General features: G+C 50.3%; 22 protein-coding genes. All 22 read left to right on the top strand.

Translation table 11 applies throughout. The annotated features are described in order from the left end of the window. Window positions 1-380: 380 nt before the first annotated feature. The 22 genes from ACL7TT_RS10200 to ACL7TT_RS10095 all read left to right on the top strand — a co-directional run bounded on the left by ACL7TT_RS10200 (window position 381) and on the right by ACL7TT_RS10095 (window position 16,527). Window positions 381-875, top strand: a complete 495-nt coding sequence (locus tag ACL7TT_RS10200) for a hypothetical protein (protein ID WP_413395172.1) — start codon at window positions 381-383, stop codon at window positions 873-875. A 269-nt stretch (window positions 876-1,144) separates the two neighbouring features. Continuing rightward, window positions 1,145-1,543 carry a hypothetical protein gene (locus ACL7TT_RS10195; protein WP_413395171.1) on the top strand — a complete coding sequence of 133 codons (399 nt, stop codon included), beginning with the start codon at window positions 1,145-1,147 and terminating at the stop codon, window positions 1,541-1,543. Window positions 1,544-1,604: 61 nt separating this feature from the next. Continuing rightward, window positions 1,605-1,994: a hypothetical protein gene (locus ACL7TT_RS10190; RefSeq protein ID WP_413395169.1), complete on the top strand. Its 390-nt coding sequence runs from the start codon at window positions 1,605-1,607 to the stop codon at window positions 1,992-1,994. Between the two features lie 922 nt (window positions 1,995-2,916). Continuing rightward, window positions 2,917-3,300, top strand: coding sequence for a D-Ala-D-Ala carboxypeptidase family metallohydrolase (locus tag ACL7TT_RS10185; RefSeq protein WP_413395167.1), 384 nt, complete (start codon window positions 2,917-2,919; stop codon window positions 3,298-3,300). Between the two features lie 107 nt (window positions 3,301-3,407). Beyond that, window positions 3,408-3,782 carry a hypothetical protein gene (locus ACL7TT_RS10180; RefSeq protein ID WP_413395165.1) on the top strand — a complete coding sequence of 125 codons (375 nt, stop codon included), beginning with the start codon at window positions 3,408-3,410 and terminating at the stop codon, window positions 3,780-3,782. A 239-nt stretch (window positions 3,783-4,021) separates the two neighbouring features. Continuing rightward, window positions 4,022-4,567, top strand: coding sequence for a hypothetical protein (locus ACL7TT_RS10175; protein ID WP_299947569.1), 546 nt, complete (start codon window positions 4,022-4,024; stop codon window positions 4,565-4,567). A gap of 669 nt (window positions 4,568-5,236) precedes the next feature. After that, entirely contained in the window at window positions 5,237-5,488 is a 252-nt protein-coding gene (locus tag ACL7TT_RS10170; RefSeq protein WP_299948047.1) for a hypothetical protein, read from the top strand. Then, complete coding sequence (locus ACL7TT_RS10165) at window positions 5,418-6,152, top strand: isochorismatase family protein (protein ID WP_413395163.1); 735 nt, start codon at window positions 5,418-5,420, stop codon at window positions 6,150-6,152. Before ACL7TT_RS10170 ends, ACL7TT_RS10165 begins: the two co-directional genes overlap by 71 nt. A 268-nt stretch (window positions 6,153-6,420) precedes the next feature. Continuing rightward, window positions 6,421-7,068, top strand: a complete 648-nt coding sequence (locus ACL7TT_RS10160) for a hypothetical protein (RefSeq protein ID WP_413395161.1) — start codon at window positions 6,421-6,423, stop codon at window positions 7,066-7,068. Window positions 7,069-7,148: 80 nt separating this feature from the next. Further along, window positions 7,149-7,565 (top strand): hypothetical protein, encoded by a 417-nt coding sequence (locus tag ACL7TT_RS10155; protein WP_413395159.1) that lies wholly within the window; start codon window positions 7,149-7,151, stop codon window positions 7,563-7,565. Between the two features lie 288 nt (window positions 7,566-7,853). Further along, on the top strand, window positions 7,854-8,213 hold the full coding sequence (locus ACL7TT_RS10150) for a hypothetical protein (RefSeq protein ID WP_413395158.1): 360 nt from the start codon (window positions 7,854-7,856) through the stop codon (window positions 8,211-8,213). 148 nt (window positions 8,214-8,361) lie between these two features. Next, entirely contained in the window at window positions 8,362-8,856 is a 495-nt protein-coding gene (locus tag ACL7TT_RS10145) for a GNAT family N-acetyltransferase (protein ID WP_299948041.1), read from the top strand. A gap of 241 nt (window positions 8,857-9,097) precedes the next feature. After that, window positions 9,098-9,505, top strand: coding sequence for a hypothetical protein (locus ACL7TT_RS10140; RefSeq protein ID WP_413395156.1), 408 nt, complete (start codon window positions 9,098-9,100; stop codon window positions 9,503-9,505). 94 nt (window positions 9,506-9,599) lie between these two features. Next, the gene (locus ACL7TT_RS10135; protein WP_413395154.1) at window positions 9,600-9,899 is read left to right on the top strand and encodes a hypothetical protein; all 300 of its coding nucleotides are present in this window, start codon (window positions 9,600-9,602) and stop codon (window positions 9,897-9,899) included. 98 nt (window positions 9,900-9,997) lie between these two features. Next, entirely contained in the window at window positions 9,998-10,357 is a 360-nt protein-coding gene (locus tag ACL7TT_RS10130; protein ID WP_413395152.1) for a hypothetical protein, read from the top strand. Between the two features lie 147 nt (window positions 10,358-10,504). After that, window positions 10,505-11,014, top strand: coding sequence for a hypothetical protein (locus tag ACL7TT_RS10125; RefSeq protein ID WP_413395150.1), 510 nt, complete (start codon window positions 10,505-10,507; stop codon window positions 11,012-11,014). After that, complete coding sequence (locus tag ACL7TT_RS10120) at window positions 11,011-11,235, top strand: phage holin family protein (protein ID WP_413395148.1); 225 nt, start codon at window positions 11,011-11,013, stop codon at window positions 11,233-11,235. The genes ACL7TT_RS10125 and ACL7TT_RS10120 overlap by 4 nt, the downstream gene beginning before the upstream one ends. Window positions 11,236-11,278: 43 nt before the next feature. After that, complete coding sequence (locus ACL7TT_RS10115) at window positions 11,279-12,052, top strand: KilA-N domain-containing protein (RefSeq protein ID WP_413395146.1); 774 nt, start codon at window positions 11,279-11,281, stop codon at window positions 12,050-12,052. A gap of 311 nt (window positions 12,053-12,363) precedes the next feature. Then, window positions 12,364-12,930 carry a hypothetical protein gene (locus ACL7TT_RS10110; RefSeq protein WP_413395144.1) on the top strand — a complete coding sequence of 189 codons (567 nt, stop codon included), beginning with the start codon at window positions 12,364-12,366 and terminating at the stop codon, window positions 12,928-12,930. Beyond that, a complete protein-coding gene (locus ACL7TT_RS10105; protein ID WP_413395142.1) occupies window positions 12,908-14,824 on the top strand; it encodes a terminase gpA endonuclease subunit in 1,917 nt (638 codons plus the stop codon). The genes ACL7TT_RS10110 and ACL7TT_RS10105 overlap by 23 nt, the downstream gene beginning before the upstream one ends. Beyond that, window positions 14,821-15,036, top strand: a complete 216-nt coding sequence (locus ACL7TT_RS10100; RefSeq protein WP_413395140.1) for a hypothetical protein — start codon at window positions 14,821-14,823, stop codon at window positions 15,034-15,036. Before ACL7TT_RS10105 ends, ACL7TT_RS10100 begins: the two co-directional genes overlap by 4 nt. A gap of 9 nt (window positions 15,037-15,045) precedes the next feature. Further along, window positions 15,046-16,527, top strand: a complete 1,482-nt coding sequence (locus ACL7TT_RS10095; protein WP_413395138.1) for a phage portal protein — start codon at window positions 15,046-15,048, stop codon at window positions 16,525-16,527.

Raw genomic sequence — 16,527 nt, 5'->3', positions numbered from 1 at the left:
GTCACTAGGGGGTAGTGACACAGAGTCACCCAGAACCAGTCACTCTCTTGAACCAGTCAATGAACCTAATACTTCCTTGCCAAACGCTGCCAAAGAAAATCGGGTGAAAGCTACCGACGAAGATTACGCTTTGGCGAATTTTATTCTCGAAGGTGTCCGCAGGCTCCAGCCCAAATTTAAACCTCCCAACCTGGACAGGTGGGCTGACGACTGCCGAAAACTGCGTGAACTGGATAACCGTTCACTGCGAGAGATAGCCCGCGTGTTCACTTGGGCCAACAACGATGATTTCTGGCAATCCAATATCCTCAGCCCAGCCAAGTTGCGTAAGCAGTTTGACCAGTTACAAATCAAGTCGAGTCAAAGCAAGGGAAGTGCAAATGAAAACCATAACTCAGGCCCTGGCAACCGCCTCCAGCAGGAGCACGCACAAATCAACGCCGCGTTCGCTAGAGCCTCAGCACGAGAAGCTGCTGCTGGCCCTGTGGAAGCGCATGACCCAGCTGTACGGCCACAAGTGGTCGTCCCAGCACGCTCTGTACGACTCCGAAGCGGATAAGGCTGCCGGCTGCTACAGCGAGGATTTCATGCTGTGGGCGAAGAAGACCCAAGATCTGAGCGAGATGGCATGGCGCCGTGGTATGAACTACGTCGAGTACAGAAACCAGGAGGCGGCCCAGCAGGGCGAGTTCGACAGCTGGCCACCCAACTATGCGGAGTTTGCTGGTATGTGCCAACCGACACCGGGATCGCAAATGTACCGGAAGTTTGAGCCCCCGAAACTGCCAGATAAGGTTGCGCAGGAACGCTCAAAGGTGGTTGGACGCCAGACCCTGGACAGCCTGAAATCTCTGTTTGCAGAGACGGCAGAGTAAACCGAAGCCATTTGGAGAGGGTGAAATATGCCAACCCTGGATATGTTCTCAGCTACGGGTACCAAGCCCAGAAGGCCACCACGGGTGATGTTGCACATATTGGATGCTGGCCATGATGGCGCTGGCCGCGGGGCCATTGAATTCAAATGTCGAAAATGTGGCTACGAGACTGGATGGGTCAGGAGCGATGAATCCGTTTCCGAGATTAAGCGGGGCAGACCCTGCCCGGAATGTAACAAATCGAATTAATTTTTTTGAGTGTGTACCAAATGCGGACTCTGGAATTCACCTTGCCCCAGGCCACGCCATCCAACAACCAGTTACTTCGGATGCACTGGAGAAAGCGCAGGGCGGTGAAAAAGCAGCTGGCCATGGAGGTAGCGGCAGCCCTGGTGAGAAGTGGCCAGCGCCGGCCCAACGAGCCTCTGGCACAGGTGTATATCAAGATTGAACGCGGTTCTGCCGGCGAACTGGACGATGACAACCTGCAGGGTGGTACAAAGCTGCTGATCGATGTGCTGGAGAAGCCCAGCCGAACCAATCCCCACGGCCTGGGCTTGATCGAGAACGATAACAACCAGTGCGTAGTTAAGCGCCGAGTCACCCAGGCGCCAGCCAAGCGTGGACAGGGCTGCACCCGGGTACTGATTGCAGAGGTGCTGGAGTGAGCCAGGTCGAGCTGCCTAAGAGATTCCGGCAATTTGTTGGTTAATCGAGATAGGGGAAAAGATGATCAATGAAATCAGCATTCGCGAGCGCTTGTGGGAGTGGTCCAGGGCCTATCCTGAGCGTGCAGGTGATTCGGTGAACTGGCCCTGTATGGCAGCATTTGGCCGAAGGATGCTATCAGGGCGCAGGGAGAGCCCGGACCCGATAGATTACGAGAGAGCAGCCCTTACGGATGCTGCAGTACTGGCTTACCTGAATGTGATAGCCAGGCGACAGGACAAGGAGAAGGCTGCGCTAGAGAAGAAGGTTTTTTGGCTGCGGTATTACTACCGGTGGGAAATGCAGGATGTGTGCAAGAAGGTTGGTCAAGGTAAAACCTGGGTGGTAAATATGTGTCGAATAATTGAGGGAACATTGGAGGCGTTTCTTTTGGCGCAGAATGCCGCATAACTGGCTTTTAATACAGTCTGTATGTATTGACAGTGCGCACGTGTATCTACTATTATAAGCTAAGCTGTCGCGAAGTATGCGCAGCGGGACCATACCCCCCCTTTGAAAGCCCCGCCTGGTTAATCCGGCGGGGCTTTTTTATGGCTGTAATTTGACCGACTGGCACGAAACTACTATTCCTTATGGATGAAATCCCCAGATGCTTTGCAATAGCCAAGTGCTGGAACAGGTGGGTACTCTATAACGATTTCTAGCTAAAACGCGTAATGGTACACCTCGATGATTTTGAAGTAATGGATTTTCCTCAAGGCTGGTTGGGGGTCCCAGTAAGGCCACTGAGTCATGAGTGATTTGGCATGTATGGTAAGGTGTACCAATACGGTTAAGTACCTACTTCTGTGTGTGACGCCGACCGGGCAAAGTTAGTAAGATGAGTTGATCTCGTGTCGATGGGCAGCTAGATGCAAAATCAACTCGCACGCTTGTACGAATTAATAAAGTTTTGAGAAATTAATTGACCTATAAATTATTATTTAATATGATTTCAATAGTTGAGAGAATGCACTGGTATTTTCTTATTCCATCTACCCTAATCATAAAATAAAAAGGATTGAAAATGAAAATCAAAAAAGTTTTTGCCCTGAGTGCTTTTGCAGCTATAGTTGCAATTGGTTCATCTGCTGCGTATGCCCAATGTAATTCAAAGTGGTGTGAGATTTTTGGGGGCCTACCATTCTGCGACTGTGAACCCGCATAGTATTATTGATTGCAGATCAAATATATTCTTTCGGGACGTCTGTATTGTTTACATTATCCAGAACACATTTTATTGCCTGTAGAATAATTCTCTGTGAAGTGTAAATTCTACGTTCAGCTCAATTAAAACCCGCCACCTGGCGGGTTTTTCGCATTTGGCATTCCCATGTTCAATAACGACTACTTCACGGAAGTGGAGTTATCCTGCCGCTGTTGCGGGAAGCTCCACTTCTCGGATGGCACACTGTGCCGGTTAATCAAGGTTAGGGAGCGGTTTAGCAAGCCGATGGTGATCAACTCGGGTTATCGCTGTCCGGCACACTGCGCCAGGATCGGCTCCACCATGACACACACTACCGGGCAGGCTGTGGATGTATCAGTTTCAGGTGGGCGTGCCTATGAGCTGCTGGGGATCGCTATAGAGGAAGGGTTCACTGGCATTGGGGTAAAGCAGCATGGCCCTCATAGCGGCCGATTCCTGCATCTGGATGATCTTGGAGCTATTCCGGACAAGCGTACCGGCCCCGCAATCTGGAGCTACCCAAGGTAGGGCGTATGAAGGGAGTGGCGCAGAATTGATTCCGGGCCAGTAATCAGGATAATAGTGGTCATTGTTATCAGTATTTAAAGGTTATGAGTAATCGCAGCATCGAGATAATGAAGTCAGCTATTTATTCTCTGGTTGTCTTTTGTATTGTCGGCCCATTTATAGGAGCCATTATTGTTGCTGGGGTGGTGGGAAAGTTACCTTTTGGGATTTTATTTTTCGCCTACGCTATGGGCTTAATTCCAGCGGCGGCATCATGTTTAATAAATTGGATTTTATTCTTATCTCTTAAGAATAAGCTAAAAAGTCCCAACTATTTAATGGGCGTAGCAAACGGGCTTATATTGTTGGTTGCCCTAACAATACTAACAGGCTTTCCAAACCATTTAGATAGCGGTGTAGTCTTATTGTTAATCTTTACAGTACCATCAGCTATATGTAGTAGTATCGTAAACTCGTATGCAAGTAAAAGAATACACTCATAACAAATAAGGATATGTTGCGCTTGCTGCAACTTTGATACTTAAATGAACAAACCGGCCACTGAGCCGGTTTTTTACTCTGGATAGAGTGTTCATATTTTGTACGATTGTGCCAAATCTATGTAACTAGCTGTTTTTAATCCGGGCTGTGGAGAGTTGGCGCAGAATTGATTTAGGGAAGGTAATCAAAGTATAGTAGTCACCGTGACTACTATATAAATGGTATGCTCTAAGAGAGACTGATGAAAAAGAATAGAATCTACTTTGAAAATAATCCATGGCCAGAAGGTCATCCGATAGAAGTTTTTGAGTGGGCAGCAACGGTTAAAAATGGTGAGGTATGGTTCGATTTTAATTTAGATAGTGATGCTTACTACTCAGAAAGAGATATTGAGGATGATGAGGGTGTAGAATACGAGTCAGACTGGGAAGCCCCCATTGTATGGGGTAACTATCACGCGTGCACTTTGGAGGGAGGCTTTAAAGTTTGTAAAGCATCTGAATATAATCCTGACTTTCTAGATGGTTATGAAGTGTTAGTAGATATGCATCCAGATAATATTGAAGAGGGGGATGAGCCAGCTTTTCGTATATACTTACTTGGCCATGATGCAGCCGCCTGCCATAAAATAAAATTTTTACGTAACCCAGAGAATGGTAAGTTTTCAATAATCTGGCATGGACGCATAGCTCTAGCATATATTGGTGATTATGAATTCAGGCATAATTTCAACGCAAAGTTGACTGACTTAGATATGCCTCAAATAGAAAATAGCATAACAAGGTGATGAATTTCTTTCCGTCCCTACAGGGCTCCACCGGACATGCTACGATGCGCTTCGCATGCCGATTATCACGGCGTTAGTGCGTCAAGCTAAGCTTGAGGCTTCTTGCAAGGTGGAAGTCCTTGTCGGGTAAGGTCTAACCAGCCACCCAAACCGGCCCCTGAGCCGGTTTTTTACTCTGGAGAGAGTGATCGTATTTTGTACGATTGTGCTAAATTCATGTAGAAGCTGTTTTTAATGCGGATTGTGGGTAAACGGCGCAGAATTGCTTCCGGGGTAGTAATCAGGATAATAGTGGTCATGGTGATCACTATATAAATATTATTGGTCGCTCGCTCCAGTTTTGTAGGGGTTCAATTAAGAATAGCAGGTGATTGTTAGTGTTCTGTATAAATAAACAGTATTGGCGGGAAAGCCCACAGTCAACGGTTCGACCTTCGTGTAAGCTTCGAAGCAAGGCCGCGAACCTAGTGCTGCTAATTTCTCTCTCCGAATCGTGGTAGACAGTAAGAAGAAAGATATTTGTAGTGAATTTGTACAGAGTACCACGAGCAACAAATAACAACCCGATGATGCGGAAACCTAAAAGTTGTCATTCCCTTTGCTTGCGCAAAGGCACTGCCAACTTTCTTAACGGTTCCGCATATCTATTTTCGTTAAATGCCCAAAACGATGAAAAGCACTATCGTACAGAAAATTCGTATTCTTAAAGGTGGCTGGAGAGTTGCTGATCGTGAAGACGATATAAAATATGTAAAGCAGCTAGAAATAGAGCTGCTAATCGAAGGTAATGCCAAGAATGGATATCACCTCATAATGACGCCAGAGGGATTTTTTGCGGCGGATTTACACTTTGATTCAATTGAAGAAGCAAAAGAAGAAGCTGAAGAATATTTTGAAGTTTCAAATATACAATGGTCGTAGCGAGGCTATGCATTTAACAAGTCAATGGTGCATCGCCCCGGCAAGCCGGGGCTGGACCTCCGTTCCGCTGCTTCGCAGCTACAAGTCCGCCCCAAAGCCGGGCGTTAAGTTCTACAAAGTGACCGGACACTACATGGACATATTTATAATTATCGATATGCAAGAGGCCTCATTCTCCACATCAGATAAGTTTGATTCTGTTGGTGTCATTGATCGAATTAATCGGCTCTCCAAGAGTGTGCGCAAGCGTAATGGAAAAGTAATCTTTATTCAGCATGATGGCACAGAAGAGGAGGGATTGGCACCAAATACTCCAGGGTGGGAAATTCTTTCGTCACTATATATGGGTGAAGATGACATTATTGTAAGAAAGACGACAAACGATGCATTTCACAGAACGAATCTCACTCATGTCCTAGGAACGTTAAACCCGGCTAGGTTAATTATCTCTGGTTGGGCTACAGATTTTTGTGTTGATACGACCATAAGATCAGCTGTGAGCCATGACTATGAAGTTGCAGTGGTGTCGGACTGCCACACCTTAGCAGATAGGCCGCACCTATCTGCCGAGAAGGTAATAGAGCACCACAATTGGGTTTGGGGTAACATGCTTACTACCAGTAAAAATATCCAAGTCGCTCCAGCGTCAGGCTTGTATAACTAATCATGGTGCGAAAATTTAATCGGGTAAAGACGAGTTTCTAGCCCGCCCTCCCCACACCACCGTGCAACGACCCAAACCGGCCACTGAGCCGGTTTTTTTACGCCTGGAGAAAGTGACTCAGGTTTGTACGGTGGTATCATTCTTGTATAACTAATTGATTTTTATAATAATTTTGCGGGATTGGCGCAGAATTGATTCAGAGAAGATAATCAGGATAATAGTGGCCACGGTAACCGTTATGTAAATGTTAAGAAATAAAGGACTTTGAATGGATCTGAGGTTGTATTTAATAAAGTTTTATTCAATTCATGTGATAGTTGTGATTATCACACTAGCTTGCTTCCTGATGAATGGACCTATGAGAGGCGGGCTTCCGTTGGACAATACTGTCGCTGAAAGAATTGTTTTTATAGCCGATAATGGCCTGATCTGGTCATTATCTTGGTTTACCTGGATGCTTTCGGCAATTGGTTTATTTGTCTTTTGCGCAATCTTAGCGGATGAGCTAACCCAGAATTTTCTGCGAATGATCGGTATAGCTCTGGTCGGCATGGGAATCGCCCCAGATTTAATTGCCGAAGTAATCTACGCGTTTGTAATTCCTGAGATCATAGGCAGACAGCTTGGCAGCAATGCTGTCGAGATACTTGAGATAATCGCCATGCACCTGACTGGCTATCTTGGTAATGGTCTATATAACTTGGGTGGCTTATTGCTAACGATTCTTGCAATTAACCAAGGCGTACTAAAGTCGTGGATAGCTGCATGGGGCGTTACTGCCTGGATACTAGGACTGATGTTATCTCTTTTCGTTGCTATGGGCTCTGTTAAAGCTGCGGAAATTTTTACAGCAATAGCTATGGTTCTCAGCACCGTTTGGATGCTGATATTTGCTCACAGGGTGCTTAAGCGTTGAGTGAGTATGGGATAATTAAATTAGTGCACCTTGGGGCTCTTGTATTTTGGCTAGGACCACCGCTCGGGGCGTGGTTTGTATTGAAAACTGTCGAGGATGGCTCTTATAAGCCGAACTCATTAGCTGAAAGAGTTAGCCGTGTGTTTTATCTTACGGTTATTCTGGAGCACTTAGCATTCATCACTCTTTTGGCTACAGGCTTCCTTATGGCTTTCAAATATGACTTACTAGGTGCATCATGGCTAAGTCAAAAAATCTACATAGTATTGCTTGTCATAGTACCATTGGAGATTTTTGATGTATTATTGGGAAACTGGATTGCGAGTACAGCTTCAAAGAAGCTATATGCCGGTAGGCCTTTAAAAAGTTGGGAAAGGTATTGGTTAGAGGTGTATCACGGCATTTTCACTAAGATTGCTCTCATTATTATACCTCTATCGGTTTTAATAATAATGTATCTAGCCACTAGCAAATCTGGGTTGGATTTATTTTTTTGACAAGAGTTTTAAAAATGGCGCCTGGCGATGTATTTTAAGTGAACGTTATACACCAATAAAATGGTATAAACAGGCTACCTTGCAGTTGTTGTTTCTGCCAAGTACCCAACCGGCCACTGAGCCGGTTTTTTACTCTGGAGAGAGTGATCGCATTTTGTACGATTGTGTCATGGCAGCATAACTAATTGATTTAAAAGGCAATTTTATATATCTGGCACAGAATTGATTCCGGGGCAGTAATCAGGATAATAGTGGTCATGGTGATCAGTATATAAATGTTAAATGCCCATGAAAGCTATCGTATCTGTTTCCCTAATGTTACTCGCAGGCTTCGCTAATGCACTTACATGTTCCAACTATGAGCCGCCAAGCAACGGCAAATTTATTCTTGAAACCGAGCATGGGGTTACTTACTTCTCTGTGCCGACAAAGTTAGATGGAAGCTCTTTGGAGTCAGTAATATTGTGGGCTTACCCAAAAGCTAAAGGTGTGGCTGGAGAGCTAGCAGCTCCTTTGGCTTTCAAAGTAAGTGGAGGCTTTGCAAAAGGTCAATTTGCAGTCACTTCTCCATTTCTAGAGGCTAAAGTAACTGCAGCATATTCCAAGGAAATCTGTGGCCCGAGGCTAGAGGCAAATGTCAGCATTTAACAAAGCCAGGCAGTATGCTCCGGGCCTTCGGCCCTCTGCGGGACGTCTTACCTTGTGCACATTTTGCACGGGTCGCTTCGCTCCCACTTTTTTCGCGCAAAATGCGCACAAGGTAAGCTGTCCCTGCTGTGGGCGTTATGGACTCGAGATGATTGAACTCCGAAGTTTGCAAAAAGCAGATGATGCTGCTCTGATTCAGCATTTGAATGATGATCGGGTTACAAAATATCTTTCCTCAAGAATTCCTTCTCCATATACGAGAGAAGATGCAGCTTGGTGGATAGAGTCTGGTTGCAAAGAAGTTGGTGTGGTGCGAGCAATTGATTTTGAGGGTACATTTTGTGGCGTCATAGGCGCTTACAAGCGGGAACTTGAGTACTCGCATTCAGCGGAGATAGGCTATTGGTTGGGTTATAAGCACTGGAACAGTGGAATCGCTACTGAATCATTAATTAATTTTACAAATTACATTTTTGAGACTACCGAGATAAAAAGACTATTCAACCCTGTAACCTCCTTGAATATTGCATCCACAAAAGTGCTAGAAAAAGCAGGGTACAAATTGGAAGGTGTACTAAAAGCGGCGGTAGCCCACGAGGGCTCGTACATAGACGAACACTTATACGCAAGAGTCTGTCCATAATCAGGTAAAGGCGAGTTTCTAGCCCGCCCTCCCCACACCACCGTGCAACGACTTAAACCGGCCACTGAGCCGGTTTTTTACTCTGAAGAGAGTGATCGAATTTTGTACGATTGTGCCAAATCTATGTAAGTAGTTGTTTTTAATGCGGATTGTGGGTAAACGGCGTAGAATTGATTCCGGGGCAGTAATCAGGATAATAGTGGTCACGGCGAGCAGTATATAAATTTTAGGCGCTACGAGCATGAAGATACTAGCCACCATATTGCTCTTGATTGCTTCGGTATCGACTTATGCCGAAATACCTGATTGGTACAAGCGAGATATTATAGGTCACATTGGCAAAGCGTCCGGAGTTGTTATTTTTCGCGTCAAGAAAATCACGAATGAGTCTGCACAAGGCCAGTACCGCTCATATCGAATAGACAGCGAAACTATTGAAACGCTCAAGGGTTCAGCACCAAAAGGAGCTTGCTACATGATTCGCACCGAAGGGGAGTGGAAGTCGCCCTATAAAGTAGGCGAGGAGGCAATAGTAATTCTAAATATTCAATATCAAGGTGCGTGCGGTGCAATAGAACCAGGCTATGGCGCACCAGCAACTAAAGAGTATGTTGAGCTATTCAAGTCCATTATCAAAAACGGCGCCTAGCAAGGCCATCAACCACCGCCAGCAAAGCTGGCTGGACCTCCATTTCGCGGCTTCGCCGCTACAGCGGCCCATGTTGGCGGCGTTATGAGACACTATGAGTCAGTTTAAGGCGGTCACCATCGCGATTTATGGTGGTTCTTTAACGTTAGTTGTTGGGCTAATTGCATTTGCATTAAATTGGAATGTCTGGGGCGGCGGTATGCCCGGATATAAGATACTTCTATTTCCGGGGAATTTGACCCTTGTATATGTATGGCACCCATTGCTAACTGAGGAAATAGATTTCTGGCCAAAGCTTCTCCTTCATTCACTAGGTCAGTTTACTGTGGCTTCATTCATTATTTGGTTGAGCACTATTATGGTGAGGAGGCTACTTCGTGTCCGCCCCTCATAACAAACAGCGGCAACATCGGCCCTGGACTCACTACGCTGCGCTTCGTTCGCCGTTGCGCTGGGCGTTATGCGGTCTCTGAGAAGTAAGGCTAAATTATCATGTCTAATGAAGAAAGTGTTGCTAATAACGTTCCAAGGATTTACTTAATAAACTCTTTGGTTGTTGGCTTAGCCATAATAATTGTGCTGTTGGTGGCTGGTTACAGTGATTGGCCATTTTGGCCGTCGGTGCTGCTAGGTGGTTTAGCTCAAGGAATATTCAGGATCGTGAAAAAGGCTTATATGAGTTCTGCAAAATATCCAGAACGAGAAGATGAAGTTTACTTAGATGATGATGGATCGGCGTTCGATTGGTTGACGTTTAATGTATTCGCAATGATTTTTGCGTTCACCTCGACTGTAGCTGCGTTTTGGTATGGCATCGGCGCAATTGTAGGTTGGTTGTTTTCGTTAGTCTGAGAAAACTGTCGCCATATAATCGGGTAAAGCCGGGTTTCTAGCCCGCCCTCCCCACACCACTGTGCAACCACCCAAACCGGCCATTGAGCCGGTTTTTTTACGCCTGGAGGAAACGGCTTCCCCAGGCCCCACAATCTGGAGTTACTAATGGACTGGAAAGCCATAGTCAAAAGCGTTGCCCCCACTCTGGGTGCTGCCCTGGGTGGCCCCGTTGCAGGAACGGCAGTCAAGTTCCTTGCAGACCAGTTCCTGGGAGATGCTGATGCTCAGGAGCAGGATATTGCCGAGCTGGTACTGAATGCCAGCCCCGAGAAATTGCTGGAGCTGCGCAGCCTAGACAACCAGTTCAAGGTCAAGATGCGCGAGCTGGATATTGACGTTTACCGGCTTGAAGTGGAGGACCGCAAGAGCGCGCGGGATATGGGAGCCAAGGGTGGCCTAATGGCGCAGATGGCACTGTCGGCTCTCTTTATCGTTGGCTACTTCGTACTAACCCTCGCTCTGTTCTCCGGATGGATCACCCTGACGCCGGCTATCGAGAAGACCGGCACCCTGATGCTGGGGGTGATTACTGGGGCCATCCCCATGATTTTGCAGTTCTGGTTTGGCTCCAGCCAGGGCAGCAAAGAAAAGACACAGGCATTGGCAAAACCATGACCACCCATGACTTTGTTCGAGAGTTGGCGGAAAAGGCCAGCCATGTCACCACAGTAACGGTGGGCGCCATTGGGAGTGTCTACAGCCTGTTTACTGAAAACCCCATTGGCTTTATCTGCGCCGCAGTGGCAGTGGGTTCCTTTGTGGTGAACTGGTATTACAGCCACAGGCGCCTTCAGATTCTGAAGGCACAGCAGAGAGACCCTAACTGTAAGGGGTAGGCACTACTGTGCGTACAAGTTTCTAACAGTAAGGAGAGAAACCATGAATGAGGTTAAACAACTACCGGTGATTGCCGGCATTGAAATTACCACTGACGATGCAGGGCGTTTCAACCTGAATGCGCTGCACCGAGCCAGTGGTAATCAGCATACGAAGCGTCCATCAATCTGGCTCGCTACAAAGCAGACATCGGAGCTGATAGAAGAGCTAAGCCAGGATTCTGGCTTAGGTCAAAATGTGGTCAGTTCCGTCAAAGGTGGGAGTGCACCAGGCACCTTTGCGCACGAACTGTTAGCTGTGGAATATGCTGGCTGGATTAGTCCTGCCTTCCGTCTCCAGGTCAACAGAACCTTTATCGACTACCGCACAGGCAAACTTCAACCACGCTCCACCCCAGCAGATGACCGGTGGATATTCGATCTTGCCGTGGACACCTTGCGACCAGACGACGCATCAAAACTGACCATGCTCAAGAAGTTCGGCGAGCAGCGTAACCAGGATATGCTGTTCCTGCCGGACTACTCTGTGAGCCAAGGGGTCCACCACTCCCTATCAGAACTGCTCAGGCGTCACCACTCGGTTCTCTCGGCCCGCAAGGCGAATCAGGTTCTGGTTGACCTGGGCTACCTGGCGGTGCGGTCCCGCCAATCCAAAGCCAAGGGCACCAAGCAGTTTAAATGCGTTACCGAGAAAGGCGCCCGCTACGGCTGTAATCTGGTCAGCCCCAGCAATCCCAACGAAACCCAGGCCCACTGGTACGATGGACCATTCAAGCAGTTGTTGGGGGAACTGGAATCGGTAGCGCAATCCTTGTAGGCGCCGCAGGGGTAGCGGTAAGCGTAGCCGGGCTAAAGTAGACCTTCGGTGCTGACTTGCTCAGATGAGGCAAGAGGCGCCGAAAGCTGGGGTATAGAAATACAAATGCCCAGGAGGGTCCGAGGGGTGAGCCAATGTTGAATAAAGCGACCCAAAGGAGGATCGAGATGCCAAATAGGATGAATTTGTCGCCATCTATGGCGCACGGGTCCTCCCTGCGCCTATTTCTCCCTGGGGGTAATTCGGGCCTCGATCGGTCTCTGGTTCTGAAATTTTTTTGAAATTTTCCATTTCCGCTTCCGGTTATTTTTATGGCGAGTCAAGCTGAGGTCGCGGCGCATATTTTTCTTTCTGACCGGGCCATTCGCGACCTGAAAAAATTGCCCGGAGCCCCCGTGCCACGGGGACGGGGGCAATATGACCTGGATGCCTGGCGGGGGTTTTACATTCGCTACTTACGCGCCAAAAAAGGGGTGCCAGAAGACGGCTCTGAACCGGAAATAGGGGGGTCTGAAGCGGAAGCGGACTTCCGGTTACAGGACGCGGAACTGAAGGTGGAGGAGCGGGCCGAGCGCATTGCGGGCCAGCGCGCCAAGCGTTTGGTGTTTGAGCGCACTTACGGCCCCTTGAACCTGATTACTTACACCGTTCAGAAGGCTGCCGCGGCGGTGAATTCGCGCCTGGAGGCGTTGAGCCCCAGGCTCCGGCAGGCCTGCCCGGATCTGCCTCCGGAAGCCTTTGCGCAGCTAGACCGGGAAATTATCGTCGCCTGCAATGAACTTGCTGAAATCGAACCGGATCTCTCCGATTACGCTGAGGGCAGCGACGAGGGCGGCGACCCGTGGGCTGTCGATTTTGAGGAAGAAGCCCCCGATTAACGGGGTTGAGTGGGCGGATAAATATTTTTACCTGCCGCCAGAGTCCAGCCATATATCCGGTCGCTGGACAACCCAGCCCACCCAGGCCGCGGTACTCAATATGATGACCAGCGATGCCATTCGCGAGATCTACTGCCAGAAGTCGGCGCGCTGGGGCTTTACCAAGATCGCGGTTGCCGCGGTGCTGTATCTGATCGTGCACCGCGGGCGCAGCGGGGTGATCTACCAGCCCGACGATAAAAAGGCGAGGAAATTTGTCGGTGCCGAAATTGATCCGGTGATTCGCTGGATGCCGGTGCTGCAGGCGATTTTTCCCGACTGGAACAGCAGGCACGAACACAACACCGTCGACCGCAAGCAGGGCCTGGGCTGGTCCCTCGATATTCTGGGGGCGCACAGCCCGACCAATTTCGACATGATCACCAAGCAGTTCCTGTTTGGTGACGAGGTGGACCGCTGGCAGATTGAATCGGGCAAATCCGGTGACCCGATCAAGGCCGCGCTGTCCCGGCTGGAGGGGGCGAGTTTCCCCAAGGCCATTTTTGGCGGGACACCCACCACGGCTGATATTAGCCACATTGAACGGCTGATGAAATCCGCCTCGGCGGTGCTGCGCTGCTATGTGGCCTGTCCCCATTGTGCGCGCGAGCAGACACTGCTGTGGGGCGGCCGGGATGCCGAGTTCGGTATCCGCTGGGATAAAAGCAAAGACAAGGAAGCGCTGACTGGCAGTGATGTCTGGTATGTGTGCGCCGGTTGCAAAGGTAAATTCTTTTACCGCGAGCTGGCAGAGATCGAGCTGGGGTGTCGCTGGATTGCGGATGACTCCGGACTCTGGACCCGCGACGGCGAGCATTTTTTTAACCGGGACGACAGCAAAGCCCGGCCGCCGCGCAAGGTGGGTATTTATATCAGCTCGCTGTACTCCCTCACCCTGACCGATGGCTGGGTGGGGCTGGTGCGCAAATGGCTGGAAATCGGCGACGACCGCTTAAAGCGTAAAACCTTTATCAACCTGGACCTGGGTGAGCTCTGGGTAGAAGACAGCGGCGAGAAGCCCAATGCCGAACTGCTCTACGACCGCCGCGAAGTGTATGCCGCACCGGTGCCTATGGGCGGGCTCTTTCTCACCTGCTTTGTTGACCAGCAGGATGACCGCTTCGAGGGCATGGTGGTGGCCTGGGGCGTGGGGGAGGAGTCCTGGACCCTGGATTATTTCGTGCTCTACGGTGATCTGCACAGGCCGGTTATCTGGGACCAGTTGGAACGCAAAATCCGCACGGCCAGTTATCGGCACGAGAGTGGTATCGAGTTGACCATTCGCCGCTTCGGCATTGATACCGGTGGTCACTATACGGATGCGGCCCACGCCTTTGTGCGGCGTTTCGACAGTCATGTCGGTTTTGCCTGTCGCGGTGACAACCGCTACCAACAACCGCTGGTGACCTACCAGAAAAAGATCAACAAACATGGCACCCGCGCCTGTGTGATCGGCACGGATACCGCGGTGGATATGATTTATGCGCGCTACAAAATCCTGCCCCAGCCGGACGAGCAGGGCAATTTACCAGACCCCAAGGCGTCCTGTCCGGGGCGTATCCACTGGCCGGTGGCCGAGTGGTGTACACGGGCTTTCTTTGCCCAGGCAGTGGCCGAAGTTAAAAAGGTGGGGTATTCCCGCGGCAAGCTGGTGGTGTTTTACGAGACTCCACCCGGTATGCGCAATGAGGTGATCGACTGTTACAAGGGCAACCTGGCGGTGGTGCGCGCGGCGCGCCAGTACCTCGGTCTCGACCTGGCGCGGTTAAAACAGAATTTCGACGAGCTCCTGAATTCAAGCGCGGCCAATCAACCCAAACGTAAACGCAAGCGCGTAACCGGTGGTATCCGATGAGCTACACCCAGACCGACCTCGACAATATCGACAGGGCCATCAGTGAGATGGCGATGGGGGAGCGCGTGGGGGAATTCCGCCACAACGGCCGCCAGATTAAATACGCCGATGTGACGCTGCCGGAACTGCGTGCGCTGCGCAAAACCATTGCCGCGGCAGTGCGGCCGGATCGCCGTCGTTACTCGCAGATTGTTACCGACAAGGGGCTCTAAGGGATGGCGATGAAAGTTGCAGGAAAACCCAGAATCCGCTGTAGCCCCGGCGTTGATCTGCGTGCGCGTATTCGCGCAATTTACGAGGGCGCGAGTCGGGGCCCACGCCTGGGCAACAAGGGATTAATGGGGGTTGGCGGCCCCAACGGGGATATCAGCGGCAAGCTGTCCATCCTGCGCAAGCGCGCCCGCCACGCGGTGCGCAACCAGGCTTATGCCACCACCGCCAAGGAGACCTATGTTTCCAATCTGGTGGGCAATGGGATTGTGGCCAAATGGGGCAACAAAACCCTGCAGAGATTGTGGGACCGCTGGATTCTGGAGAGTGACGCGGACGGCCTGGATAACTTCTACGGCCTGCAGATGCTGGCCGCCGGTGCCCAGTTCGAGTCCGGCGAAGTGCTGACCCGCCAGCGACTTCGCCACGCGGCGGACCGCCTGGTGGTGCCCCTGCAGCTGCAGATGCTGGAAGCGGATCACCTGGATGAAGGCTATACCCTGAAGCGGGCGCACAACCCCATTGTGCTCGGGGTGCAGTTCAATGACTTCGGCCAGCGCAGTTTTTACCACCTGTGGCGGGATCACCCTGGCGATGGTTTGACGGGATTGACCGGCAATGCGCGCCGGGCAATCCCCGCCGACGACATTATCCATCTGTACCGGCGCCTGCGCCCCGGCCAGGTGCGGGGGATTCCCGAGCTGACCCCGATCCTGGTGCGCCTGTATGAAATCGACGAGATGCAGGATGCCACCCTGGTCAAGCAAAAGGTGGCGCAGCTGTTTGCCTGGATCGTTAAAAAGCGGCCTTATCCCACCGATATGGGGGGTGAGACCAACCGGGTTATGGGGAAGGAGGAAGAAAGTCCGGAAGGGGAGCCGCTGGAGCAAATTACTGCCGGTGGCATCCACTACCTGGATGACGATGAGGATATCTCCTTCTCCAACCCGGACGGGGTGGACGGTGCCAACTATGCCACCTGGCTGAAGACGGAGCTGCGTGCCAGCGCCCGCGCCGTTGGCCTGACCTACGAACAGCTGACTGGCGATCTGGAAGGACTCAACTACTCCTCCATTCGTGCCGGCATGCTGGAATTTCGCCGTCGCATCGAACAGTTGCAACTGCATTTTCTGATTCACCGCTGGTGCCGCCCGGTGTCGCGGTGGTTTGCGGATGTGGCAGTGCTGAGTGGTGCCGAGGTACCCGGTTACTGGCAAGACCCCGGCGCCTTCCTGCCGGCCTGGAAGTCGCCGAAGTGGGATTGGGTGGACCCGCTTAAAGATGTCATGGCAGATATTCTGGAAATTCGCGGCGGGCTCGACAGTCGTCAAAACAAGGTGGCGGAACGGGCGCTGGATTTTGATCAGATCAACGCGCAGTTGTTGCTGGAGCAATCGTTGGCACTGATGCTCGATACCAACCCCGGCAAGCTCACCGCCAGCGGTCAATTCCAGGATCTCACCAAGCTCGCCCTCCAACAGCAAGAGGCTTAA

Origin of the sequence: Microbulbifer jejuensis, assembly GCF_047289955.1 — a bacterium.
Classification (GTDB): Bacteria; Pseudomonadota; Gammaproteobacteria; order Pseudomonadales; family Cellvibrionaceae; genus Microbulbifer.
The sequence above is the reverse complement of the archived record's forward strand: the minus strand, read 5'-3'. Positions and strand labels throughout refer to the sequence as shown.